The sequence below is a fragment of the Tardiphaga sp. 862_B3_N4_1 genome (assembly GCF_051811085.1).
GTDB lineage: Bacteria > Pseudomonadota > Alphaproteobacteria > Rhizobiales > Xanthobacteraceae > Tardiphaga > Tardiphaga robiniae.
In genome coordinates, this window is record NZ_JBPWQB010000001.1 from 375,580 (window position 1) to 396,684 (window position 21,105).

Annotated in this window: 22 protein-coding genes; 16 read left to right on the forward strand and 6 right to left on the reverse strand. The window is 61.2% G+C overall.

Annotated features, from left to right (window positions below):
* Positions 1–127 precede the first annotated feature (127 nt).
* Positions 128–670, reverse strand: coding sequence for a PAS-domain containing protein (locus AB8B02_RS01825; protein WP_439062960.1), 543 nt, complete (start codon positions 668–670; stop codon positions 128–130).
* 261 nt (positions 671–931) lie between these two features.
* Between AB8B02_RS01825 and AB8B02_RS01830 the strand changes: the two genes are divergently transcribed.
* Positions 932–1,288 (forward strand): DMT family protein, encoded by a 357-nt coding sequence (locus AB8B02_RS01830; RefSeq protein WP_068731204.1) that lies wholly within the window; start codon positions 932–934, stop codon positions 1,286–1,288.
* Positions 1,289–1,295: 7 nt separating this feature from the next.
* Here the strand turns inward: AB8B02_RS01830 and AB8B02_RS01835 are convergent, their stop codons facing one another.
* The 4 genes from AB8B02_RS01835 to AB8B02_RS01850 form a co-directional block, all read right to left on the reverse strand.
* Positions 1,296–2,459, reverse strand: a complete 1,164-nt coding sequence (locus AB8B02_RS01835; RefSeq protein WP_439062961.1) for a PQQ-dependent sugar dehydrogenase — start codon at positions 2,457–2,459, stop codon at positions 1,296–1,298.
* 82 nt (positions 2,460–2,541) lie between these two features.
* Positions 2,542–2,697 (reverse strand): hypothetical protein, encoded by a 156-nt coding sequence (locus AB8B02_RS01840; RefSeq protein ID WP_439062962.1) that lies wholly within the window; start codon positions 2,695–2,697, stop codon positions 2,542–2,544.
* Positions 2,698–2,837: 140 nt separating this feature from the next.
* On the reverse strand, positions 2,838–3,491 hold the full coding sequence (locus AB8B02_RS01845) for a glutathione S-transferase family protein (protein ID WP_089261726.1): 654 nt from the start codon (positions 3,489–3,491) through the stop codon (positions 2,838–2,840).
* 181 nt (positions 3,492–3,672) lie between these two features.
* Positions 3,673–4,899, reverse strand: a complete 1,227-nt coding sequence (locus tag AB8B02_RS01850) for a glycosyltransferase family 87 protein (RefSeq protein ID WP_439062963.1) — start codon at positions 4,897–4,899, stop codon at positions 3,673–3,675.
* Positions 4,900–5,116: 217 nt separating this feature from the next.
* Here AB8B02_RS01850 and AB8B02_RS01855 point away from each other — a divergent pair, with 217 nt between their 5' ends.
* The 10 genes from AB8B02_RS01855 (at position 5,117) to AB8B02_RS01900 (ending at position 15,048) form a co-directional block, all read left to right on the forward strand.
* Entirely contained in the window at positions 5,117–6,319 is a 1,203-nt protein-coding gene (locus AB8B02_RS01855) for a pyridoxal phosphate-dependent aminotransferase (protein WP_068731379.1), read from the forward strand.
* Positions 6,320–6,438: 119 nt separating this feature from the next.
* A complete protein-coding gene (locus tag AB8B02_RS01860; protein ID WP_068731210.1) occupies positions 6,439–6,969 on the forward strand; it encodes a DUF992 domain-containing protein in 531 nt (176 codons plus the stop codon).
* A gap of 188 nt (positions 6,970–7,157) precedes the next feature.
* The gene (locus AB8B02_RS01865; protein ID WP_068731211.1) at positions 7,158–7,634 is read left to right on the forward strand and encodes a DUF992 domain-containing protein; all 477 of its coding nucleotides are present in this window, start codon (positions 7,158–7,160) and stop codon (positions 7,632–7,634) included.
* 184 nt (positions 7,635–7,818) lie between these two features.
* On the forward strand, positions 7,819–9,882 hold the full coding sequence (locus AB8B02_RS01870; RefSeq protein WP_439062964.1) for an elongation factor G: 2,064 nt from the start codon (positions 7,819–7,821) through the stop codon (positions 9,880–9,882).
* Positions 9,883–9,893: 11 nt separating this feature from the next.
* A complete protein-coding gene (locus AB8B02_RS01875; RefSeq protein ID WP_309947291.1) occupies positions 9,894–10,403 on the forward strand; it encodes an AAA family ATPase in 510 nt (169 codons plus the stop codon).
* A gap of 64 nt (positions 10,404–10,467) precedes the next feature.
* Positions 10,468–10,740, forward strand: coding sequence for a helix-turn-helix domain-containing protein (locus tag AB8B02_RS01880; RefSeq protein WP_068731217.1), 273 nt, complete (start codon positions 10,468–10,470; stop codon positions 10,738–10,740).
* A 49-nt stretch (positions 10,741–10,789) separates the two neighbouring features.
* Positions 10,790–12,529: a SulP family inorganic anion transporter gene (locus AB8B02_RS01885; protein WP_439062965.1), complete on the forward strand. Its 1,740-nt coding sequence runs from the start codon at positions 10,790–10,792 to the stop codon at positions 12,527–12,529.
* A gap of 142 nt (positions 12,530–12,671) precedes the next feature.
* Entirely contained in the window at positions 12,672–13,517 is an 846-nt protein-coding gene (locus AB8B02_RS01890) for a shikimate dehydrogenase (RefSeq protein WP_439062966.1), read from the forward strand.
* Between the two features lie 72 nt (positions 13,518–13,589).
* Positions 13,590–14,219 (forward strand): hypothetical protein, encoded by a 630-nt coding sequence (locus AB8B02_RS01895; protein WP_184513867.1) that lies wholly within the window; start codon positions 13,590–13,592, stop codon positions 14,217–14,219.
* 25 nt (positions 14,220–14,244) lie between these two features.
* Positions 14,245–15,048, forward strand: a complete 804-nt coding sequence (locus AB8B02_RS01900) for an alpha/beta hydrolase (protein ID WP_439062967.1) — start codon at positions 14,245–14,247, stop codon at positions 15,046–15,048.
* Positions 15,049–15,055: 7 nt separating this feature from the next.
* Here the strand turns inward: AB8B02_RS01900 and AB8B02_RS01905 are convergent, their stop codons facing one another.
* Complete coding sequence (locus AB8B02_RS01905) at positions 15,056–16,195, reverse strand: alpha-hydroxy acid oxidase (RefSeq protein ID WP_184513869.1); 1,140 nt, start codon at positions 16,193–16,195, stop codon at positions 15,056–15,058.
* A gap of 123 nt (positions 16,196–16,318) precedes the next feature.
* Between AB8B02_RS01905 and AB8B02_RS01910 the strand changes: the two genes are divergently transcribed.
* The 5 genes from AB8B02_RS01910 (at position 16,319) to AB8B02_RS01930 (ending at position 21,100) form a co-directional block, all read left to right on the forward strand.
* Positions 16,319–16,516 carry a hypothetical protein gene (locus tag AB8B02_RS01910; RefSeq protein ID WP_141137017.1) on the forward strand — a complete coding sequence of 66 codons (198 nt, stop codon included), beginning with the start codon at positions 16,319–16,321 and terminating at the stop codon, positions 16,514–16,516.
* 250 nt (positions 16,517–16,766) lie between these two features.
* Positions 16,767–18,113 carry a phosphoglucosamine mutase gene (gene glmM / locus AB8B02_RS01915; RefSeq protein WP_089261706.1) on the forward strand — a complete coding sequence of 449 codons (1,347 nt, stop codon included), beginning with the start codon at positions 16,767–16,769 and terminating at the stop codon, positions 18,111–18,113.
* Positions 18,114–18,585: 472 nt separating this feature from the next.
* Positions 18,586–19,455: an outer membrane protein gene (locus AB8B02_RS01920; RefSeq protein WP_068731233.1), complete on the forward strand. Its 870-nt coding sequence runs from the start codon at positions 18,586–18,588 to the stop codon at positions 19,453–19,455.
* Positions 19,456–19,609: 154 nt separating this feature from the next.
* Positions 19,610–20,446, forward strand: a complete 837-nt coding sequence (locus tag AB8B02_RS01925) for an outer membrane protein (RefSeq protein ID WP_439062376.1) — start codon at positions 19,610–19,612, stop codon at positions 20,444–20,446.
* A gap of 72 nt (positions 20,447–20,518) precedes the next feature.
* Positions 20,519–21,100 (forward strand): glutathione S-transferase family protein, encoded by a 582-nt coding sequence (locus tag AB8B02_RS01930; RefSeq protein ID WP_439062968.1) that lies wholly within the window; start codon positions 20,519–20,521, stop codon positions 21,098–21,100.
* The last annotated feature ends 5 nt before the right edge of the window (positions 21,101–21,105 follow it).

Consider the following 21,105-nt stretch of genomic DNA (forward strand, 5'->3'; position numbering starts at 1 on the left):
ACTGACGGAGACCGCTGGGGAAGCACCCGATTGGCGACGGGGGGAAGCAACCGGCTGCATAGGGAGCCTAGCCGGGGCGAGTGACATCGCCATGACAACCCGGGATATCCACAGGCGGCGTTGTGCCCTATTCGGCCGCATCCAGCCGGTGGGAGCTGAACACGTCGCCCTCGCGCAGCGCCAGATAATAGTCGCGCTCGGAGAGGTCGTCAGTGTGACGGATGAGGTCGGTCACCGGAGTGTAGCTCAGCATCCGTCCGCCATCGGGCAGCACGGCGCAACTCATCCGCAGCACCCGGCCATTGGCGAGGCGCAACGTCGTCGGCGTGGAAGTGCCGGCGCGGATCATCTCGACGCGCCTGGCGATGAAGCTGTCGACCTCGTCGTCGGGGAGGGCGTAAGCGTGGATATCGCGCGCGTGATACATCAGCGCGATCAGCGGCGGCTTGCTGTCAGCCTTCTCGTCGGGGAGCGTGAAGTAGTCGCGGAAGGCGCGGTTGATGAATTCGGCGCGGGTGTCGGCATTGAGAAGCACGACACCGATATCGATCTGGTCAAGTGCAGCCGAAAGGCGCTGGGCAGTGGCGTGCTGCTCGTTCTCGCGGGCCCGGGCCGCGCGTCGCAGCCGGAAGAGGCGGATTGCCAAAGTAATCCCGACGGCTGCGATCACAATGATCGCCGTTTCAATTCCCGGATCGAGAATCAGTCGCCAATCGTACTGCATCGGCTGTACCTGTGTCCGTACAAAGGTAAGAAACGCAGGTTGGCCTCTGGTTGCAAAAAGGCCCACAATTTCCCGGCGGTATAGCTAACGGCGCGTGAAGAGCCCGGCATCATTTTCCCCTTGTTCGCTTCAAATGCTATCGATGCCACCGGAACCGGCGCCGGCCCCTGAATGTTAGCGCCGGGATTTAAAAAGGACCCCGATCGAATGCCCTTCACCATTCCGCCGCTGCTGCTGCCGATTTTGATGCTGCTGGCCTCGAATATCTTCATGACCTTCGCTTGGTATGGCCATCTCAAATTCAAGGATCACTCGTTGCCCCTCGTCATCATGGTGAGCTGGGGCATTGCCTTCTTCGAATATTGGCTGGCGGTGCCCGCCAACCGCTGGGGCAGCGAAGTCTACAATGCCGCCCAGCTCAAGACGATGCAGGAAGTCATCACGCTGGTCGTGTTTGCTGCATTTTCGGTGCTGTATCTGAAGGAGCCGCTCGGCTGGAATCACGCGCTGGGCTTTGCCTTCATCGCGCTCGGGGCGTTCTTCATTTTCCACAAGTGGTCGTAACGACCGCTTACTTCCCGGCTGGCGTAATCCGCAAGATTCGTCCTGCCGAACTATCCGTCAGCAGCCACAGCGCGCCGTCCGGTCCTTGCCGGACGTCGCGGATGCGTTCGTTGAGATTTTGCAGGACGCGCTCTTCGGACGTGACGGTGTTTCCGTTGAGCTGTAGCCGCACCAGCATCTGGCCTGCCAGCGCGCCGGTGAACAGGCTGCCCCGCCAGCGCGGGAAGAGATCGCCGGTATAGAACGTCATGCCGGACGGGGCGATCGACGGCACCCAGTATTTCACCGGCTGCTCCATGCCCGCCTTCGACGTGGTTTCGTGGATCTTCGCGCCGGAATAGTCGATGCCGTAGCCGATCACAGGCCAGCCGTAATTCTTGCCCTTGCCGATGATGTTCACTTCATCGCCGCCGCGCGGCCCGTGCTCGGTCTCCCACAAGTCGCCGGTCGCCGGATTGATGGCGAGGCCTTGCTGGTTGCGATGACCGTAGCTCCAGATCTCCGGCCTGGCGCCGTCGCGGCCGACAAACGGATTGTCCTTCGGTACCGAGCCATCGGGCGCGATGCGGATCAGCTTGCCGAGATGATTATCGAGATTCTGTGCCTGATCGCGGCCGCTATAGTGTTCGCCGAGCGTGACAAACAGGTTGCTGTCAGGCGCCTGAACAATACGGCAGCCGTGGTGATTGCCCGACGACAGCGGGCCGTCCTGGCGAAAGATCACCTTCATGTCGTCGAGACGCGGCGCAGTGCCGTCGATGAGCTTGCCGCGCGCGATCGCGGTGCGAGCGCCGCTGCCCGAACGTTCCGAGTAGCAGAAGTAGATCGTGGTGTTCTGCGCGTAGTTCTTGTCGGTGATGACGTCGAGCAAACCGCCCTGGCCGATGGCCATCACCTCGGGCACGCCTTTCACCGCAGGCGACAACTGTCCCTGCGGCGAGACGATACGGATGCGACCGGGCCGTTCTGTAACGAGCATGCGGCCCTCGGGCAGAAACGCCAGCGCCCATGGATAAGCGAGACCGGAGGCGACGGTCTGTACTTCGAGCCTGCCGGCCGACGAGCCGAACGAGGTGTTTTCGCCACGGGTGGTCGTGGCGATCAGAAGGGTCGCGGTCACGACGATAGCCGCCGTCAACGTGACAGTGACCCAGATCACGGGCCTTTTCATCGAAATGGCTCCATCACGGAGTCGCAGGTTGCATAAGCGATGCGCGGCATCGCGGCTGAGTGTTTATGAGTTGTGGGGACCGTCAGAGCGGCATCGCACTCGCCACCGGGATCGACATCACGGTGAGGGCGAGGATGACGCAGAGCGACAGACAGCCAACCGCGAGCGACGCCGCGACGGCGTGGGTCAACCGGGTGGATGCGATGGACGTGGGGCGCGCCTGAAATCCTGCACCCATGGCCGTAAATCCTTCAAATCGCGGGCGAATCACCCGCGTGCTACAAATTCGCAGCTGCGGCAGGCGAGATTTGGGCGGGATTGGCCGTAACTATGGCGGGAAAATGGCATTCACAGCGGTTATGCCCGCTATTTCAGGACTTAAGCGTCGGCGACTACGTCCAAAGTATCGTATTCCGACGAGGTCGGGTGCCAGTCCATGGAGATAAAGCCCGGCTGGGTTTCCACCAGACGCAGCCAGCGGCGGATCGACGGAAAGCTGGAGAGGTCGAAATCGCACTTCTCGGCGACGTGGGTGTAACCGTATAGCGCGATGTCGGCGATTGTCAGCTGGCCCGCGGCGAAGAAGTCATGGATCTTGAGGTGATTCTCCATCACCTGCAGCGCGGCATAGCCACGCTCCATCCAGTCTTCCAGCGCGTGGGTCTGCAGGTCGCGGCCACCGCGCACCAGGCACAGCCAGAAATAGGCGGCACCGAGATTCGGCTCCAGCGCGTGCTGCTCGAAGAACATCCACTGCATGGCTTCGGCACGGTCCATCCGCGATTCCGGCGCCAGAGATGTACCAATGGCGACATACCACAGGATGGCGTTGGATTCGGCGAGATAGCGGCCTTCGGCGATCTCGAGCAGCGGCACCTGACCGCTGGGGTTCTTGGCCAGAAATTCCGGGGTACGGCTCTCGCCGCGCAGGATGTCTACTTCGATGGCGCGATAAGGCGCGTCCAGGAACGCCAGCGCAAGGCGAACCTTGTAGCTATTGCCAGAGCGCTGCATCGAATAGAGTTTGTACATTCGCAGATGTTCAATTCATTTCAGGTCAAGGCAACTGCGCGATTGGCCAGCGCAGATCGCGGTTAGACAATGATGCTGATGCGAGCCTGTCGCAAGGCCCACGGAATGGAAAAAGTCGAAAACGGCTGCGGCAGTCTGGATTGAGAAAAATGTATGTCAGGCAGCATTCGGCAATGGAAGATCACGCTGCCGCGATCAGTGTGTGAAGGTGCCGCGATGTGCTGTTATCAGCGAGTGCGCGCCGCAGCACGATGATATAGAAAGCGACCATCACCAGAAAGCCGAGCGGCAGTGCGATGGCGCCGGCGATGCTGCGCGTCAGCAGCGGCATGATCCAGGTCAATGCGAGCAGGCTGATCTCGCCCGCGCGAAAGCCATGATCGAGTCCATGCCGCGCGAAGAAGGCGATGCCGATGGCGAGCACCATGAGATCGTAGTCGAGCACATAGGGCGTCGCCAGCAGGCTGCCGACCGCGAGCGCTGTTGCCTTGAGTTCGAACGCTGCATGGCTGCGCCATATCCACATCAGACTGATGGCAATGCCGGCTGCGAGACCGAACTGTGCGGCATAAGCGACAGGAAGACCGGCGCCCCACATCCGTGTCGCGGCGAAGATCGACTGGATTTTCTGCCACCCGGTGCCGCCCTGTTCGAGTACGACATCGCGAGTGAAAGCAGTGGAGTCGGCAAAGGCCTGCCAGATGCCGGCGCCGAATAGCCCCGTGCTCAATACGATGAGGACAGCGACGGTGAGCGCGGCCGATACCATCGTGATCCAGCGTCTATCGGCGAGCAGGGCGAGAGGAATCAGCACACCGAATTGCGGCTTGTAGGCCAATAGCCCGATCAACACGCCGGCCAGCCACGGCCGGCGATGGAGCAGAAGCAATGCGCCGCCCAGCAGTGCGGTGGTTAGAAATCCGTTATGGCCGTGACCGACATTGATGAAGACGGCAGGAAAGGCGGCGGCCACCAGCAGCGTTTCCTGGCGGGGCAGGATCGTGCGGATCGCGGCGAGGTAGGCGGCGAAGCTGGCGACGAGCCACAGACCGAGCCCCCATCCATAGGGTACCGTGGCCACCAGCGCGGCAATTCCGAGAAAGAACGGCGGATAGTGCCAGCCGTAGAACGGCACATCGCGGCCGAACACCCTCTGTTCTGCGGCATGTTGCAGGGCGGGATCATAGGCGTCGGCGGGTTTGCCTTCGAGGGTGAGCCGGCCCGCCGCATAGATGTTGGAAAAGTCGGTCCCGATCGGCTTGCCATTGCGGTCGATCACGCCGTCCGAGACCGCAATCCAGCCGGCGAAGGCCAATGTGCCCAAAGCGAGCACGATCAGGCTGTAAGCCCGCACGCGTTCGAGGGTCAGCCATGCGCCGCTTTCAATGTGCTGCCAGATCCAGATCATTTTAAGGGTGCATTTTGGCCCAAATCGTCGATTGCGACGTGCGGTTGACGCTACCGTCCCCCGTTTAACGCTTGCTGAATTGCATCACTTCCAGATGTGTTTTTGCCCAAGCTTCTTGCGATGCAACGTCGCACGCACTAGGGTGCGCCGATCCCAGCAGGATCAGCCATTTTGACGTCGCCGACCGCGGGTCCGCGACCTTTCTCAGGAGAAGATGATGTCGTTTTTGTCCGCTGCGCTCGACCGTGTGAAGCCGTCCGCGACGATCGCGGTGACGGATAAAGCACGTGCGCTGAAAGCAGCCGGCCGCAACGTCATCGGTCTTGGTTCGGGCGAGCCCGATTTCGACACCCCGGCGAACATCAAGCTGGCAGCGATTCACGCCATCGAGGCCGGCAAGACCAAGTACACCGCCGTGGACGGTATTCCCGAACTGAAGGAAGCCATTATCGGCAAGTTTCAGCGCGAGAATGGCCTGACTTACAAGCCGAACCAGATCATCGTCGGTACCGGCGGCAAGCAGGTGCTCTACAACGCGCTGATGGCGACGTTGAACCCGGGTGACGAAGTCATCATCCCGGCGCCGTATTGGGTGAGCTATCCGGAAATGGTGGCGCTGGCCGGCGGCACGCCCGTGTCCGTGGTCTGCACCGCAGAATTCGGCTTCAAGCTGCAGGCTTCCGCGCTGGAAGCAGCGATTACGCCGAAGACCAAGTGGATCATCCTGTGCTCGCCGTCGAACCCGACGGGCGCCGCCTACAAGAAGTCGGAGCTCAAGGCGCTCACCGATGTCCTCGTGAAGCATCCTCACGTTTGGGTGATGACCGACGATATGTATGAGCACCTCGTCTATGACGACTTCGAATTCACCACGCCGGCACAGATCGAACCGTCCCTGTTCAATCGCACGCTGACCGTGAACGGCGTCTCCAAGGCTTACTGCATGACCGGCTGGCGCATCGGTTACGCCGGTGGTCCCGCCGAGCTCATCAAGGCAATGGCGACGATCCAGTCGCAATCGACCTCGAACCCGTCGTCGATCGCGCAGTGGGCGGCGGTGGAAGCCTTGAACGGTCCGCAGGATTTCATCCCGAAGAACAATGCTGTGTTCAAGGAGCGCCGCGATCTCGTGGTGGCAATGCTGAATCAGGCCTCGGGCATCAACTGCCCGCGTCCGGAAGGCGCGTTCTACGTCTATCCGTCCTGCGCCGGCACCATCGGCAAGACTGCGCCTTCGGGCAAGGTTATTGCCAATGACGAAGACTTCGTCACAGAACTGTTGGAAACCGAAGGCGTGGCGGTGGTGCAGGGTTCGGCCTTCGGCCTTGGCCCGGCATTCCGCATCTCCTACGCGACGAAAACATCCGATCTCGAAGATGCCTGCAAGCGCATCCAGCGCTTCTGCGGAAATCTTCGGTAACAAAACCTGCTCCGAAACTTTTGACGGTTTCGGGGCTTATTCCGGGAAGCGCCTTGTTTTCGACACGGCGCTTCCTTCTTGTCCCCTCGCTATCAAAATCCCCAAGGTGGAGTAACACTATGCGACTTTCCAAGATGTTCGGCCTGACGGCCGTGGCCTTTGCGGCGTCGGTTGCGACCGCAAATGCACAGCAGCCTGGCAGCGTTCAGGTTGGCGTGCTGGAGTGCCGTGGCGGCCAGAACGTCGGCTACGTGGTCGGTTCGAATGCGCACCTCAACTGCGTCTTCCAGAGCGCCGGTGGCCGCGCCGAAGGTTACGTCGCCAACATCCGCCGTTTCGGCCTTGATCTCGGCTTCACCGAAAACACCACGGTGCAGTGGGCTGCCTTCGCTCCGACCACCCGCGTGCCGCGCGGCGCACTGGCCGGCAGCTACGGCGGCGTTGGTACCAACGCATCGGTTGGCCTCGGTTTCGGCGGCAACTTCCTCGTTGGCGGTCCGGGCAACACCTATTCGCTGCAGCCGATCTCGGTGCAGGGCCAGACCGGCTTGAACGTCGCCAGCGGCATCGTTCAGCTCGAACTGGAAGCGACCGGTCCGGTCAGCGGTCATCGCTACAACAAGAAGCGCCGTCATCGCAGCCATCGCTAAGCGATCGCTACGATCGCCAGCGATCGCTGTGATCGCGTAAGCGATCCGGCAAGGTTAACGAGAAGGCCCGCGTGAGCGGGCCTTTTTTGTTGCGCGCGCTGCGCGTGCGACGCTGTCATTGGGCGGTATCATTAGCTATGGATAGTCGATCCACATCCTTACTTCCGTTCATCACCCGGAGATTCCTGATGGTCCGCCTCTCATCGCTTGTTCTCGGTATCGCTGCCGCCGCCTTTTTCACTGCATCGCAAGCGCAGTCGCAGCAAGGCGTGCAGGTCGGTGTCTTGAATTGCCGGGGCGGAGCCAGCGTCGGATTCGTCGTGGGCTCGGTGACCAATCTCGGCTGCGTGCTCACCGGTACCGGTCGTCCGGATCAGCCTTATGTCGCCACGATCCGCAAAGTGGGCATCGATCTTGGTATTACCGAACAGACCGCGCTATCCTGGGCCGTGTTCGTGCCGGTGAACTATAGTGGTCCCGGCGATCTGTCCGGCAACTATGCGGGCGCACAGGGCAGCGCGTCGGTTGGTGTCGGCGTCGGCGCGAATGTCCTGGTTGGCGGTTCGCAAAACGCCTTCTCCCTGCAGCCGCTCAGTCTGCAGGGGTCGGTGGGACTGAATGTCGCCGCCGGTCTGCAGAGCCTGGAGTTGCGCCCCGGTCGCTGATCTCGCGGCGATCGCTCGCACAAATCCATCTGGCTTCGCCCATGGCGGAGCCGGATTTTTTATGGCGCAATCCGATCACGTTCATCGCAGCGCAGCAACTTTTCCATCTTGCCAAATATCCGGACCGGGCGGAGCATTGACCGCCGACCCAATCATGGGCCGAGCTCCACATGAGGAGGCGGCAATGGGACAAGACCTGAGAAGTCCCCGCGGTCCACAAGGCAATGCCGCAAAGTGCATTGCGCTGGTGGGCCCTTTCCAGAGCGGAAAAACCACACTGCTTGAAGCGATTATGGCCCGCACCGGGGCGATCCCGCGGGCCGGCAGCGTCGACAATGGGACAAGCATCGGCGATGCCAATGCGGAAGCCAGAGCCCACAAGATGGGCGTCGGCCTGACGGCTGCGACCACCACCTTCATGGGCAACAGCTACACATTCATCGACTGTCCGGGCTCGGTGGAATTCGCGCATGACATGCGCGCGGCATTACCCGCCGTCGATGCAGCCATCGTGGTTTGCGAGGCGGATGCGCGAAAATTGCCGCAGCTGCAATTGATCCTGCGCGAACTCGAAGACCTCGGCATTCCCAGATTTCTGTTTCTCAACAAGATCGACCGCGCCCACAAGCGCGTGCGCGAGACGCTGGCGACATTGCAGCCGGCCTCGCGCGTGCCGCTGGTGCTGCGGCAGATCCCGATCTGGAACGGCGATCTGGTCGCCGGTTTCGTCGATCTCGCGCTGGAGCGCGCTTTCGTCTATCGCGAGCACAAGGCGTCCGAAGTCATCAAGCTCGAAGGCGGCGATCTCGATCGGGAGAAGCAGGCGCGTTTCTCCATGCTGGAGAAGCTTGCGGATCATGACGACGCGCTGATGGAGCAGTTGCTTGACGACATCGCGCCGCCGGCCGACGCCGTGTTCGACGATCTCGCGCGCGAATTGCGCGAAGGTCTGATCTGTCCGGTGCTGCTGGGCTCGGCGATGCGCGAGAATGGCGTGCTGCGGCTGATGAAGGCGCTACGCCACGAGGCACCCGGCGTGGCCGAGACGGCCAAGCGCCTCGGCGTGCCTGACGGCAAGGATGCGATCGGTTACGTGTTCAAGAGCAGCCATCTACAGCATGGCGGCAAGCTGTCTTACGCGCGCGTGCTGAGTGGTCATCTCGATGATGGCGCAACATTGCTGTCCTCGTCGGGCGAAAGCGGGCGTGTCTCCGGCATTCTTGCGGCGAGCGGCGGACATGACAGCAAGCGCGCATCGGCCGAAGCGGGCGAGACCGTCGCGCTCGGCAAGCTCGATCATGTCAGGACCGGCGACACGATCTCGACCGGCAAGACTGCGCCGGCCTCTGTCGTGAGTGTCATAGCTGCATCGCCCGTGCTGGCGATGGCGCTAGCGTCCGCCGATCGCAAGGACGACGTCAAGCTCGGGCAGGCGCTGTTGCGGCTGACCGAGGAAGATCCGTCGCTTGCGGTGGTCAATAATGCGCAGACCCATGACGTGGTGTTGTGGGGGCAGGGCGAGATGCATCTGCGCGTGGCGATGGAGCGCCTGCACGAACGCTTCGGCATTAACGTCAAATCGCATGCACCGGTGATCGGCTATCAGGAGACCATCCGTAAACCGATCACCCAGCGCGGCCGGCACAAGAAACAGTCCGGCGGTCACGGCCAGTTTGGCGACGTTGTGCTGGAGATAGGCCCGTTGCCGCGCGGCGAAGGCTTTGCATTCCAGGAAAAGGTGGTCGGCGGCGCGGTGCCGCGCAACTACATTCCCGCGGTGCAGGAAGGCGTCGTCGACGGGCTGCAGCGTGGTCCGCTCGGTTTCCCCGTCATCGACGTGCAGGTGACGCTCACCGATGGGTCGTATCACAGCGTCGATTCATCCGATCAGGCTTTCCGGACGGCTGCGCGCATCGGTTTCACCGAGGCGCTGCCGCAATGCCAGCCGGTGCTGCTGGAGCCGATCCATACGGTGGAGATCGTCTGTCCCACCGAGGCCACGGCCAAAGTCAACGCCATCCTGTCAGGACGGCGCGGCCAGATTCTCGGCTTCGATACCCGCGACAACTGGCCGGGCTGGGACACGGTGCGCGCGATGTTGCCGGAAGCGGAGATCGGCGACCTGATCGTCGAGCTCCGCTCGGCCACCGCTGGCGCCGGCAGCTTCACCCGCAGCTTCGACCATATGGCCGAAGTCTCGGGCCGCGCCGCCGACCAGATCGTTGCAGCGCATCGGGTGGCGGCTTAGTACAGTGGCCCATGACGCTTGGACCGCGGGTTGTAATCATTGGCAATAGCGGCTCGGGCAAGAGCACGCTGGCGCGGCAGCTTGAAAGCCGCGTCGGCGGCGAACGCGCAGATCTCGATCATATCCATTGGCTGGACAGGGTCGGTGTGAAGCGCGACGAGGGGCAGGCCAAAGAACTGGTGGCCGCCCTTGCCGTGAAGTCGAACTGGATCATCGAAGGCGTTTACGGCTGGCTGGTCGAAGCGGCATTGCCGCGCGCTACAGCATTGATCTGGCTCGACATGAGCCCGGAGGTTTGTCGTGATAGCCTCGCTCTCCGGGGCCCTTGGCGTGGCGCGACGGCCGAGGAATGTGCAGATTTTCTGGCTTGGGCCGAGGCCTACTGGCAGCGCAAAACGTCGAGTTCGTTCGCTGGCCACCTGGCGCTGTTCGACGACTTCGGCGGCGTCAAACGACGCCTGACATCGCGCGCCGCTGTCGCCCAGTTCGTGGCGACCATGGCGGCTTCGCCGATCGAGTGATGTTTTATACATCATTGAAGATATCTCACATATGATATAAGACTCGTGAAACTGGAAACCGCCCTTGATTACATCGTTTCAGATGCGGGCCGCCCGTGCGCTGCTGGGTATCGATCAAAAGCGGCTGGCCGAAATGGCCGGCGTGTCGCTACCGACCATCCAGCGCATGGAAGCGAGCGAAGGCAATGTCAGGGGCGTGGTGGATTCGCTGATCAAGGTGGTGGACGCGTTCAATCGCGCCGGCGTCGAATTGATCGGCGAACACACCCGCAGCGACTCCGGTGGCCGAGGGGTGCGTCTGAAGCAGCCCGGTCCGCCGCCTAAGGTGGATGGATAAAACTGGCAGATCGAGACGAGTCGCTGCGTGCGACAGAGGCGAGCCGAGTATGGGCATTTCTGGCGGGGGCATGCGGCGCCCACATCAGCCGACATTCGCGGAGCTGTTCACACCGAAACTGATCACGGTGCTGCGCGAAGGCTACAATCTTGCGGCATTTCGCGATGATGTGCTCGCCGGTCTGACGGTGGCGATCGTGGCGCTGCCGCTGTCGATGGCGATTGCCATCGCCTCGGGGACGTCGCCGGATCGTGGCCTCATCACCGCTGTGATCGGCGGCTTCCTCGTGTCTGCGTTGGGTGGTAGCCGCTTTCAGATCGGCGGCCCAGCCGGCGCCTTCATCGTGCTGGTGGCTGCGACCGTGAGCCGACATGGCATCGATGGACTGATCCTCGCCACTATGATGTCGGGCATTTTTCTGACGGCGGCCGGCTATCTCCGGCTTGGCACCTACATCAAGTTCATTCCCTATCCGGTCACGGTCGGCTTCACAGCCGGCATTGCCGTCATCATCTTCGCCAGCCAGATCAGGGATCTGTTGGGGTTGACGCTGACTGGCAAGGAGCCGGGAGATCTCATTCCCAAACTGGAGGCACTGGGTGCAGCGTTGCCGACGGTGAACGCTGCGGCCGTTGCCGTTACCATCGTCTCGCTTGCGATCATTGTCGGGCTCCGGACGCTGCGGCCATCATGGCCCGGCATTCTGATCGCGGTGGTCGTGAGCGCTGTCGCGGCAGCTTCGTTGGCGTTACCCGTGGAAACCATCGGCACCCGCTTCGGGGGCATTCCGCAATCGTTTCCGTTGCCGACGCTGCCCGCGATGTCCTTCGCCAAATTGCAGGCCATCCTGCCCGATGCCATTGCCTTCGCGCTGCTCGGCGCCATCGAATCGCTTTTGTCGGCGGTTGTTGCCGATGGCATGACCGGCCGGCGGCATCGCTCCAATTGCGAACTGGTGGCGCAGGGCATCGCCAATATCGGCTCGGCGCTGTTCGGTGGAATCTGCGTGACCGGCACCATCGCGCGAACCGCCACCAATGTCCGCGCCGGCGCGCACGGCCCGATCTCGGGCATGCTGCATGCGGTATTCCTGCTGGTATTCATTCTCGTCGCGGCGCCATTGGCAAGTTACATTCCGCTGGCGGCGCTCGCCGCGGTGCTTGCCGTGGTCGCCTGGAACATGGCGGAGAAGCATGAATTCGCGACATTACTGCGGTCATCATGGGGCGATGCTGCCGTGCTGTCGGCGACTTTCCTGCTAACGATCTTCCGCGATCTTACCGAGGGCATTGTGGTCGGCTTCGCGCTTGGCGCGATTCTGTTCATCAACCGCATGGCGCAAACAACCGGCATCGAGGCGGATAAGCCGCTGGTCGTGGCCGACAAGGCCGACGACGCCAATGGCGACCGAAAACCCTATGATCCCGGTCTCGCTGCCGATCCCGACGTCGTTGTCTATCGCATCACCGGCGCATTTTTCTTCGGCGCGGCCTCCACCATCGGATCTGTGCTCGACGGCTTTTCGGATCGCCACAAGGCTTTTGTGATCGATTTTGCCGCGGTCCCCTTCCTGGATTCGACTGCTGCGAATGCGATCAAGGGCATTGCTGAGAAGGCAAAGCGACAGGGCGTCCGCGTCATTCTCACCGGCACCTCGCAGGGCGTGCGCCGGGCGCTGCTGACCCACGGCGCGCGACCGCCACTGGTCAAATACCGTGCTGATGTTGCAGTGGCCGTCAGCGAGATCAAGATCCGACGCGCTGCAGCGATCCAGGAGACGTCGAGCTGATGGCATCGGCAGTTGCTCGCAGCTGCAGTATTGATCGTCTGCATGGTTGCCGGACTTGCTGTGCGCCGCAAAACTGTCTGATGATTAAGAGCCCCTGCATGATTTTTATGCTACGCACGCTTCCGCCTGAAGCGAAGGATGAATGATGCCGAACGAGACCACGCCCCGCGCCGCCTGTTTGATCGGCTGGCCTGCCGCGCATTCGCGCTCGCCGCTGATCCACCATCACTGGCTGCGCAGCATGGATATTCCGGGCGGTTACAGCATCGAGTCGATCCCGCCGGAAGGCGTAGCCGAATTCGTGATGAACCTCTCCAAGCACGGTTACATCGGCGCCAATGTCACGATCCCGCACAAGGAGCGTGTGCTGAAGCTGACCTCACCGGATCGCCGCGCGCGCGCAGTCGGCGCCGCCAACACGTTATGGTATGACCACGGCACGCTACGCGCGACCAATACGGATATAGAAGGCTTCATCGACAATCTCGATCATGCGGCTCACGATTGGGACCACACGGACGATGCACTGGTGCTCGGCGCGGGCGGTTCGTCGCGTGCAGTGGTGTTCGGATTGCTCGAACGCGGAATCAAACATGTCTATGTCGCCAATCGCAGTCTCGATCGCGCCGAGGCGATGGCCGCGCAATTCGGCTCGCAGGTGGTGCCGCTGGCGTGGGAGAATGTCGCCAGCATGTTGCCGCGCGCATCCTTGCTGGTGAACACCACGTCGCTCGGCATGAGCGGCCAGCCGCCATTGATCATCGACCTCGATCTGTTGCCTGACCAGGCGGTCGTCGCCGATCTCGTTTACGTGCCGCTCGACACTCCGCTGCTCGCCGGCGCCCGGGCGCGGGGCCTCCGCACCGCGGATGGTCTCGGCATGCTGTTGTATCAGGCCGTGCGTGGCTTCGAGCTCTGGTTCGGGCAGCGCCCCGATGTGACGCCGGAACTGCGTCGCCTCGTCGAGGCCGATCTCACGGTGGCGTGAGCGGGGAATAGCTATTTGGCCTTGGGGTTTCCATTTGCAGCGGTGGGCGCTGTCGTCAAAGGAAATTCCCCTATGGTTCAGATCGTATCGACTTCGGCTCGCTTGTTCGCGGGCTCACTTCTTGCTGGTTCATTGCTGATCTCCGCTGCATCGGCGCAGCAGCCGCAACCCCTACGCATCCGTGGTGCCATCGAAGCCGTCGACGGCGCGGTGCTGACGATCAAGACGCGCGACGGCGACGAGCGCAAAGTGAAGATGACGGACAATGTCACCGTGACAGGCATTGCCAGAACGACAATGGCCGAGGTGAAGCCCGGCTCCTATATCGGCGTGACCGGCATGCCGCAGGCCGATGGGTCGCAGAAGGCCATCGCGATCCATATCTTTCCAGAAGCGATGCGCGGCACCGGCGAAGGCTCGCGCCCGTGGGATCTGCGCCCCAACAGCAGCATGACCAATGCCACCGTCGATCAGAAGGTCCAGGCCTCCGATGGCCAGACGGTGACGGTGAAGTACAAGGACGGGGAAAAGAAAGTGACCGTGACGCCCGACACGCCGATCGTGACATTCGTGCCGGGCAACAAGGATGAACTCAAGCCTGGCGCGAAGATAATCATCATGGGCGCTACCAAGAAGGATGACGGCACCTTCGAGACGGCACGCGTCAATGTCGGGCTGGATGGGCTGACGCCGCCGATGTGAGAAATTCGAAACAGCGGAGAAGCTCTTGCGCAGACCATTGCTCGCACCGTGCCTCATCCTCGCATCTCTGTTGTTGTCTGCGCCGCACTTCGCTGCTGCGCAGACAGCGCCCTCCACGACGGAGCGGGTGTTGAACCTGCCTGTTCATGGCGGCGATCGGCAGCGCGCGCTCTACGCCAGTCCATCGCATCCACGCGCGACCATCGTGATGCTGCCCGGCGGAGCAAGCGATGTAGGCATCGCCCGGGATGGCGAAATAGCGCACGGTAACAACTTCGTCGTCCGTTCGCGCGTGCTCTGGAATGCTGCGGGTTTCGCGGTGCTGATCCCCGACGCCGTCGATAGTCAGAACTTGCGCGGGCTGCGCAGCTCGCCGCAATATGCAGCACTTGTGGGCGATCTCGTCGCTGCGGCTCACGCGCAGGCGCCGGGACCGGTCTTCCTGCTCGGGACCAGCCAAGGCTCGATTGCGGCGATGAACGGCGCAGCGAATCTGCGTGACGGTCAGATCGCAGGTATCGTGCTCACTGAGTCGGTGTCGCGCCTTGGTGGCAGCCACGAGACGGTGTTCGACGCGCATCCTGAACGAGTCAATGTGCCCGCACTCGTCGTTGCCAATTCAGACGATCGCTGCAATGTCGCACCGCCGGAAGACGCCGACAAGATCGCAGCAGCGATGAGTGGCGCGCCGCGCGTCGAGGTCCTCAGGGTCAGTGGCGGAGATCAGCGCTCGTCCACGGATTGCGGATCGCTGTCTCCGCACGGCTCTTACGGCATCGAGCAAAAAGTCGTCGATACGATCGCCGCGTGGATCGACGCGGCGATCTGACGAGTCCTCACTGCACCAGCACGTGCCTGTCGATCTCGGCGATCGAATTCACGCCGCACAGGCCCATGGTCACGCTGAGTTCGTTGCGCAGGATGTCCAGGGCCTTGGTCACGCCGGGGCCGCCATAGGCACCGAGGCCGTAGATATAGGCGCGGCCGATCATGCAGGACTTGGCGCCGAGTGCGAGCGCACGCATCACGTCCTGCCCCGAGCGGATGCCGCTGTCGAACATCACTTCGATCTCCGAGCCGACGGCATCGGCGATCCCCGGCAGTACCGAGATTGACGACGGTGCGCCGTCGAGCTGACGTCCGCCGTGGTTGGACACGACCATCGCCTGCGCGCCGACCTTCACGGCTTCGCGGGCATCCTCGATATCGTGAATGCCCTTGATCACGATCTTGCCGGGCCAGATGCTGCGGATCCAGTCGAGATCCTTCCAGTTCAACGACGCATCGAATTGCGATGCTGTCCACTGCGCGACGGAGCCGAGATCGTCGGTGTTCTTCACGAAGCCGGCGATGTTGCCGAAGTTGCGCCGCTTGGCTTTCAGCGTGCGCACCAGCCAGCCGGGCTTGCTCATGAAATCGATCAGATTCTTCACATTCAAGATCTGAGGCGGCACCGACAGGCCATTCTTGATGTCGGCATGACGCTGGCCGATCACCTGCAGATCGACGGTCAGCACCAGCGCGCTACACTTCGCCTTGATGGCGCGCTCGATCAATTCCTTGATGAAGCCGCGATCCTTCATGACATAGAGCTGAAACCAGAACGGTTTCTCGACATTCTCGGCGACGTCTTCGATCGAATTGATCGACATCGTCGAGAGCGTATAGGGAATGCCCGCCGCCTGCGCCGCCCGGCAGGCGTGAATTTCGCCGTCGCCATATTGCAAGCCGGTTGAGCCGACCGGCGCGCAGATCAGCGGCATGGTGGCCTTCTCACCGAGGATGGTCGTCGAGGTGTCGCGATTGGCGATGTCGACCAGAATGCGCTGGCGGAACTTCAGCTTCTGCAGATCCTCGCAATTCGCACGGAACGTGTCTTCGCTATAGGAGCCATGGTCGACGTAATCGAAGAACGCCTTCGGCACGTTGCGCTTGTGCTCGAGGCGAAGATCTTCGATGCAGGTGATATGCTTCATGAGATGTCCCAGCCGTTCTTGTCTTTGCTTGTATTTGCTTGTTTCGGTGTCATCTAGCATGGTTAGGCGGTCCGCCATATCATCCTTGTCATTGGAATGTCGTCGAAATTGAAGGAGGCCAGAATGTCCGGCTCCAAGACAAATCCAGCAGGCCACGGGGCCGGCAAGGCTCCCGGCAAGGCAGCCGAGGACGAAGAAAAGCGACAGCTGGAAGTTGCGCTGGACGAAGGGTTGGAGGAGACTTTTCCGGGCTCCGATCCGGTCAGTGTGACCCAGCCTGCCCATTCAAAGGCGGACGCGCATATCAAGCGAAAGGGCTGAGCGGGCCGGGTTCCGGTCAGCTGATGCTCCATCGAAGGCAATACACGAGAGTTAAGGTATATAAGTAATATCAATGGCTTGTCGTTAATTACGTGTTCCGGGCCTTGGTAATGATTCATCATATTTTTTGAAGCGATTTTAGGGGCCCGAGCCTTATAAGTCCGTCACATATATGGCGCTGCCAATGGGTCAGTCGCCTGAGACAGGGTTTTGAGCCCTCGCGCGAAGCGCGAGGGCATTGGGGGTTACCATGAGCCGTAAATATTTCGGGACAGACGGCATTCGCGGCCGCGCCAATGGTCTGATCACGCCGGAACTGGCACTGAAGGTTGGGCAGGCCGCAGGTCTTGTGTTTCAGCGCGGCGAACACCGTCATCGTGTCGTGATCGGCAAGGACACCCGGTTGTCCGGCTACATGATCGAAAATGCGATGGTGGCAGGCTTCACGTCGGTCGGCATGGATGTGCTGCTGGTCGGGCCGATGCCGACGCCCGCCGTGGCGATGCTGACCAAGTCGATGCGCGCCGATCTCGGCGTGATGATTTCCGCATCGCACAATCTGTTCGAGGACAACGGCATCAAGCTGTTCGGACCGCTCGGTTACAAGCTGTCGGACGATGTCGAGAAGCAGATCGAGGAGCTGCTCGACGAGAATCTCGACAAGAGACTGTCGCAGAGCGCCAGCCTCGGTCGGGCGCGCCGCATCGACGGGGTGCATGATCGTTACATTGAATTCGCCAAACGCACGCTGCCACGAAATCTCAGCCTTGATGGTTTGCGCGTCGTCATCGATTGCGCCCATGGCGCCGCCTACAAGGTGGCGCCGGAGGCGCTCTGGGAACTCGGCGCGGACGTCATCTCCATCGGCGTCGAGCCGGATGGTTTCAACATCAACAAGGAATGCGGATCGACCGCACCGGAAGCGCTGAGTCGCAAGGTGCGCGAGATGCGCGCCGATATTGGCATTGCGCTGGATGGCGACGCCGATCGGCTGATCATGGTCGACGAGCGTGGCCATCTGGTCGATGGCGATCAGTTGCTCGCCGTTATCGCGCAGAGCTGGAAGGAAGACGGGCGGCTTGCCAAGCCGGGTATCGTCTCCACCGTGATGTCAAATCTCGGTCTGGAGCGCTTCCTGAAGGGGCAGGGCATCGACCTCATCCGCACCGCGGTGGGCGATCGCTATGTGCTCGAGCAGATGCTACAGCACGGCTACAATGTCGGTGGCGAACCCTCCGGCCATATCATCATGTCGGACCATGCGACGACAGGCGACGGTTTCGTAGCCGCGCTGCAGGTGCTGGCCGTGGTGACCAAGCTCGGTCGGCCGGTGTCGGAAGTTTGCCACCTGTTCGATCCGTTGCCGCAGATTCTGAAGAATGTGCGTTATCGCAGCGGCAAGCCGCTTGATGATGCGGAAGTGAAATCCACCATCGCTGCCGGTGAACAGCGCCTCAACGGCCATGGTCGTCTCCTGATCCGCCCGTCGGGCACGGAGCCAGTCATCCGCGTGATGGGAGAGGGCGATGACCGCGTGATGGTCGAGGAAGTGGTGGATTCCATCGTTGACGCGCTGGGCCACGCAGCCGCGGCGTAAGCTTCCTGTTCATTCGCCCTGGCCAAGGCGCCAGCGCGCGATCACTGCCGAACTGACATGAAGAGCTGTCTTGTCCGAATATTTACCGGGCGAGGCGGCTCTTTTGCGTTTTGATAGTTCGCGTTGGAGCGCTTTGGAGCGAAGTGGGCACCGGTTCGCATCAAGGAAACGCGTCAACAAAAAGCTGGAGCCTGGTTTTGATCCGGTCAGAGCCGAAGGCTCCGGGCAGGTAAGTCCTCGTTAACACCTGGCGATGCCACGGCGCATTGCAGCGCGGTTTGATAGCAAGACATTGTTAGTAACTGTGGCGACGCAGTGGCGTGATGGAATTTGCGTGCATTTTCGTCACCAAATATCAACCTTAAAAGTTAGGGTTAAGCGCCGCTTAAGGAGTTGGTGTCATCGTCCGTTTGTGAGTTTCCGAGTGTGAGGCCTCCATTAGTTGCCTCTTTGGCCCAAAAGGACGAAGCCAATGCGTAGCGTTAAATTCATTCTGGCCGCGGGCGCGGCTTCCCTGATGTCGACCGCCGTTCTCGCTGCCGACATGCCCATTGCTCCACCGCCTCAGATGTATGCGCCGCCGCCGGTCGAAGACTTCGGCGGTTGGTACCTGCGCGGCGATATTGGTTTCAGCAACCAGCGCGTCAAGAACATCGAGATGGGTGACGGTCGCAACGCCAATCTCCTCTCGCTTCAGCAGACCACTGCCTTTGATACGGCTGGCATCTTCCAGCTCGGCGTCGGTTATCAGTTCAACAACTGGTTCCGCGGTGACATCACCGGCCAATATCGCGGCAATTCGAACTTCAAGGGCACCGATCACGTGACGTTCCCGTCGAGCGGCCTCGTCGGTACCGGCGTGAACAACTACAACGCCACCAAGTCCGAATGGGTGGTGATGGCCAATGGTTACGTCGATCTCGGCACCTGGTGGTGCGTGACCCCGTTCGTCGGCGCCGGCGTCGGTATGGCTCGCGTCAATATCGGGAACTACACGGATAACGGTGCGATCAATGTCGGTTCTGCCGGCGGCGTGCCCTTCATCGGCGGCCCGTTCCCGAGCTACGCAAGTGCACCGGCTGCATCGAAGTGGAACTTCGCATGGGCCCTGCACACGGGCCTGGCTTACAAGGTCAATCCGGCAATGACCGTCGAACTCGGCTACAGCTACATGAATCTCGGCGATGGCCAGACCGGACCGGTCTCCACCTATGATGGCTTCACCCGCGGCGTGGCGATGCAGTTCAAAGACATCACCTCGCATGATCTGAAGCTCGGCGTGCGCTGGAACCTCGACAGCCCGCCGGCATATGCGCCGCCGCCGTTGATCCGCAAGGGCTAAAGCAAGCGCTGATCGCCTCAACTATCTTAAGAGACCTTAACGGCGCGGGAGCTTCCCGCGCCGTTTTGTTTTGCACGGGTAGTATCATCGCAACCAATGATTAAGGTTAACAGCGGATGATCGGGACAGTTCGGTGAGTTGAGGAATTGTCGTGATGCGTAGACTTCTGATCGCTGCAGCTCTGCTGGGCGTCGTGCAAACTGCTCAAGCGGCTGACATGCCGGATTTTCCGGTGCTCCGCGGTTCGTTCCCCGAGGGACTGAGTTCAACACGCGCGATCTGGGACGGCTTCTATGTCGGCGGACAGGTCGGCTACGGATCAGGCGATACCAAATTCAAAGGCTCGAACTCCGACATGACGGGGAGCCTGGTGGCCAACACCTTGGTCGGCAGGGAAACGGGTGTCGCATCATGGCCGCTCAGTTTCACCAACCAGTCGGGCCATTCCGAGGTGTATGGCGGTTTCGCAGGTTACAACTCGCAGTGGGAAGACGTCGTAATCGGACTTGAGATGAGTTACGTTCATGGCAAGTTCGGCGGTGCATCTTCAGGCGATATGTCGCGATACAGCCTACTGTCAGATAATAATTATCATACGGTGACGTCGCGCGCGTCGAGTTCGATTAGCATCAGCGATATCGGCACATTCCGTGCTCGCGCCGGTTATGCTTTTGGCAACTTCCTGCCCTACGCCTTCGGTGGACTGGCGCTTGGCCAGGCTGACATCGTCCGGACGGCCTTTGTCGGCGATTTCGTCACCGCGGGGCCGGGATCGACGACGCCATCCAATCTGCTAGGGCGGCAACTCAACAACACCATCGAGGATGGCAAGTATAGCCACCTGATCTACGGCTATACCGCTGGTCTGGGCTTCGACATGGCGATCGTTGGTGGCCTGTTCCTGCGCGGTGAATGGGAATACATCCGTTTCACGTCCCAAGTAGATACCTCGATCAATACCGTCCGAGCCGGTATCGGCTATAAGTTCTGACATCCACCCCGCGCTCGCTTGACAAAGTGTAGCGCGGCTGCTGCTCTTTTGCTTCCGTACAGGGGAGCAACAATGAAGATCTACGGCGATCTGAATTCCGGCAATTGCCTTAAGGTGAAGTGGGTGAGCGATCACCTCAAACTTTCCTATACGTGGATTGATATCGATACGAGCAAGGGCGAGAGCCGGACGCCGGAGTTTCTGGCGCTTAACGGCGCCGGCCAGGTGCCGACCGTTGTGCTCGATGACGGCCGTCCGCTCGCGCAGTCCAATGCCATCATCCGCTATCTCGCGCGTGGCAGCGATCTGATCCCGACCGATGCCTATGACGCCGCCAAGATGGATGAATGGCTGTTCTGGGAACAATACAGCCACGAGCCCTATATCGCGGTGTGTCGCTATCAGATCGTCTATCTCGGCAAGGCGATTTCGGATCTCGATCCTGAGAAGCTCAAGCGCGGCTATTTCGCACTGGTGCGTATGGAGCATCACCTGACGACATCGCGTTTCCTTGTGGGAGATCGCGTCTCGCTGGCTGACGCATCGTTGCTGGCCTATACGCGCGTGGCCCATGAGGGCGGCTTTCATCTCGACGGTTACGCATCGATCAGGCGCTGGATCGCCGATAGCGAGAAGGCATTGGGTATTTCGTGAATACG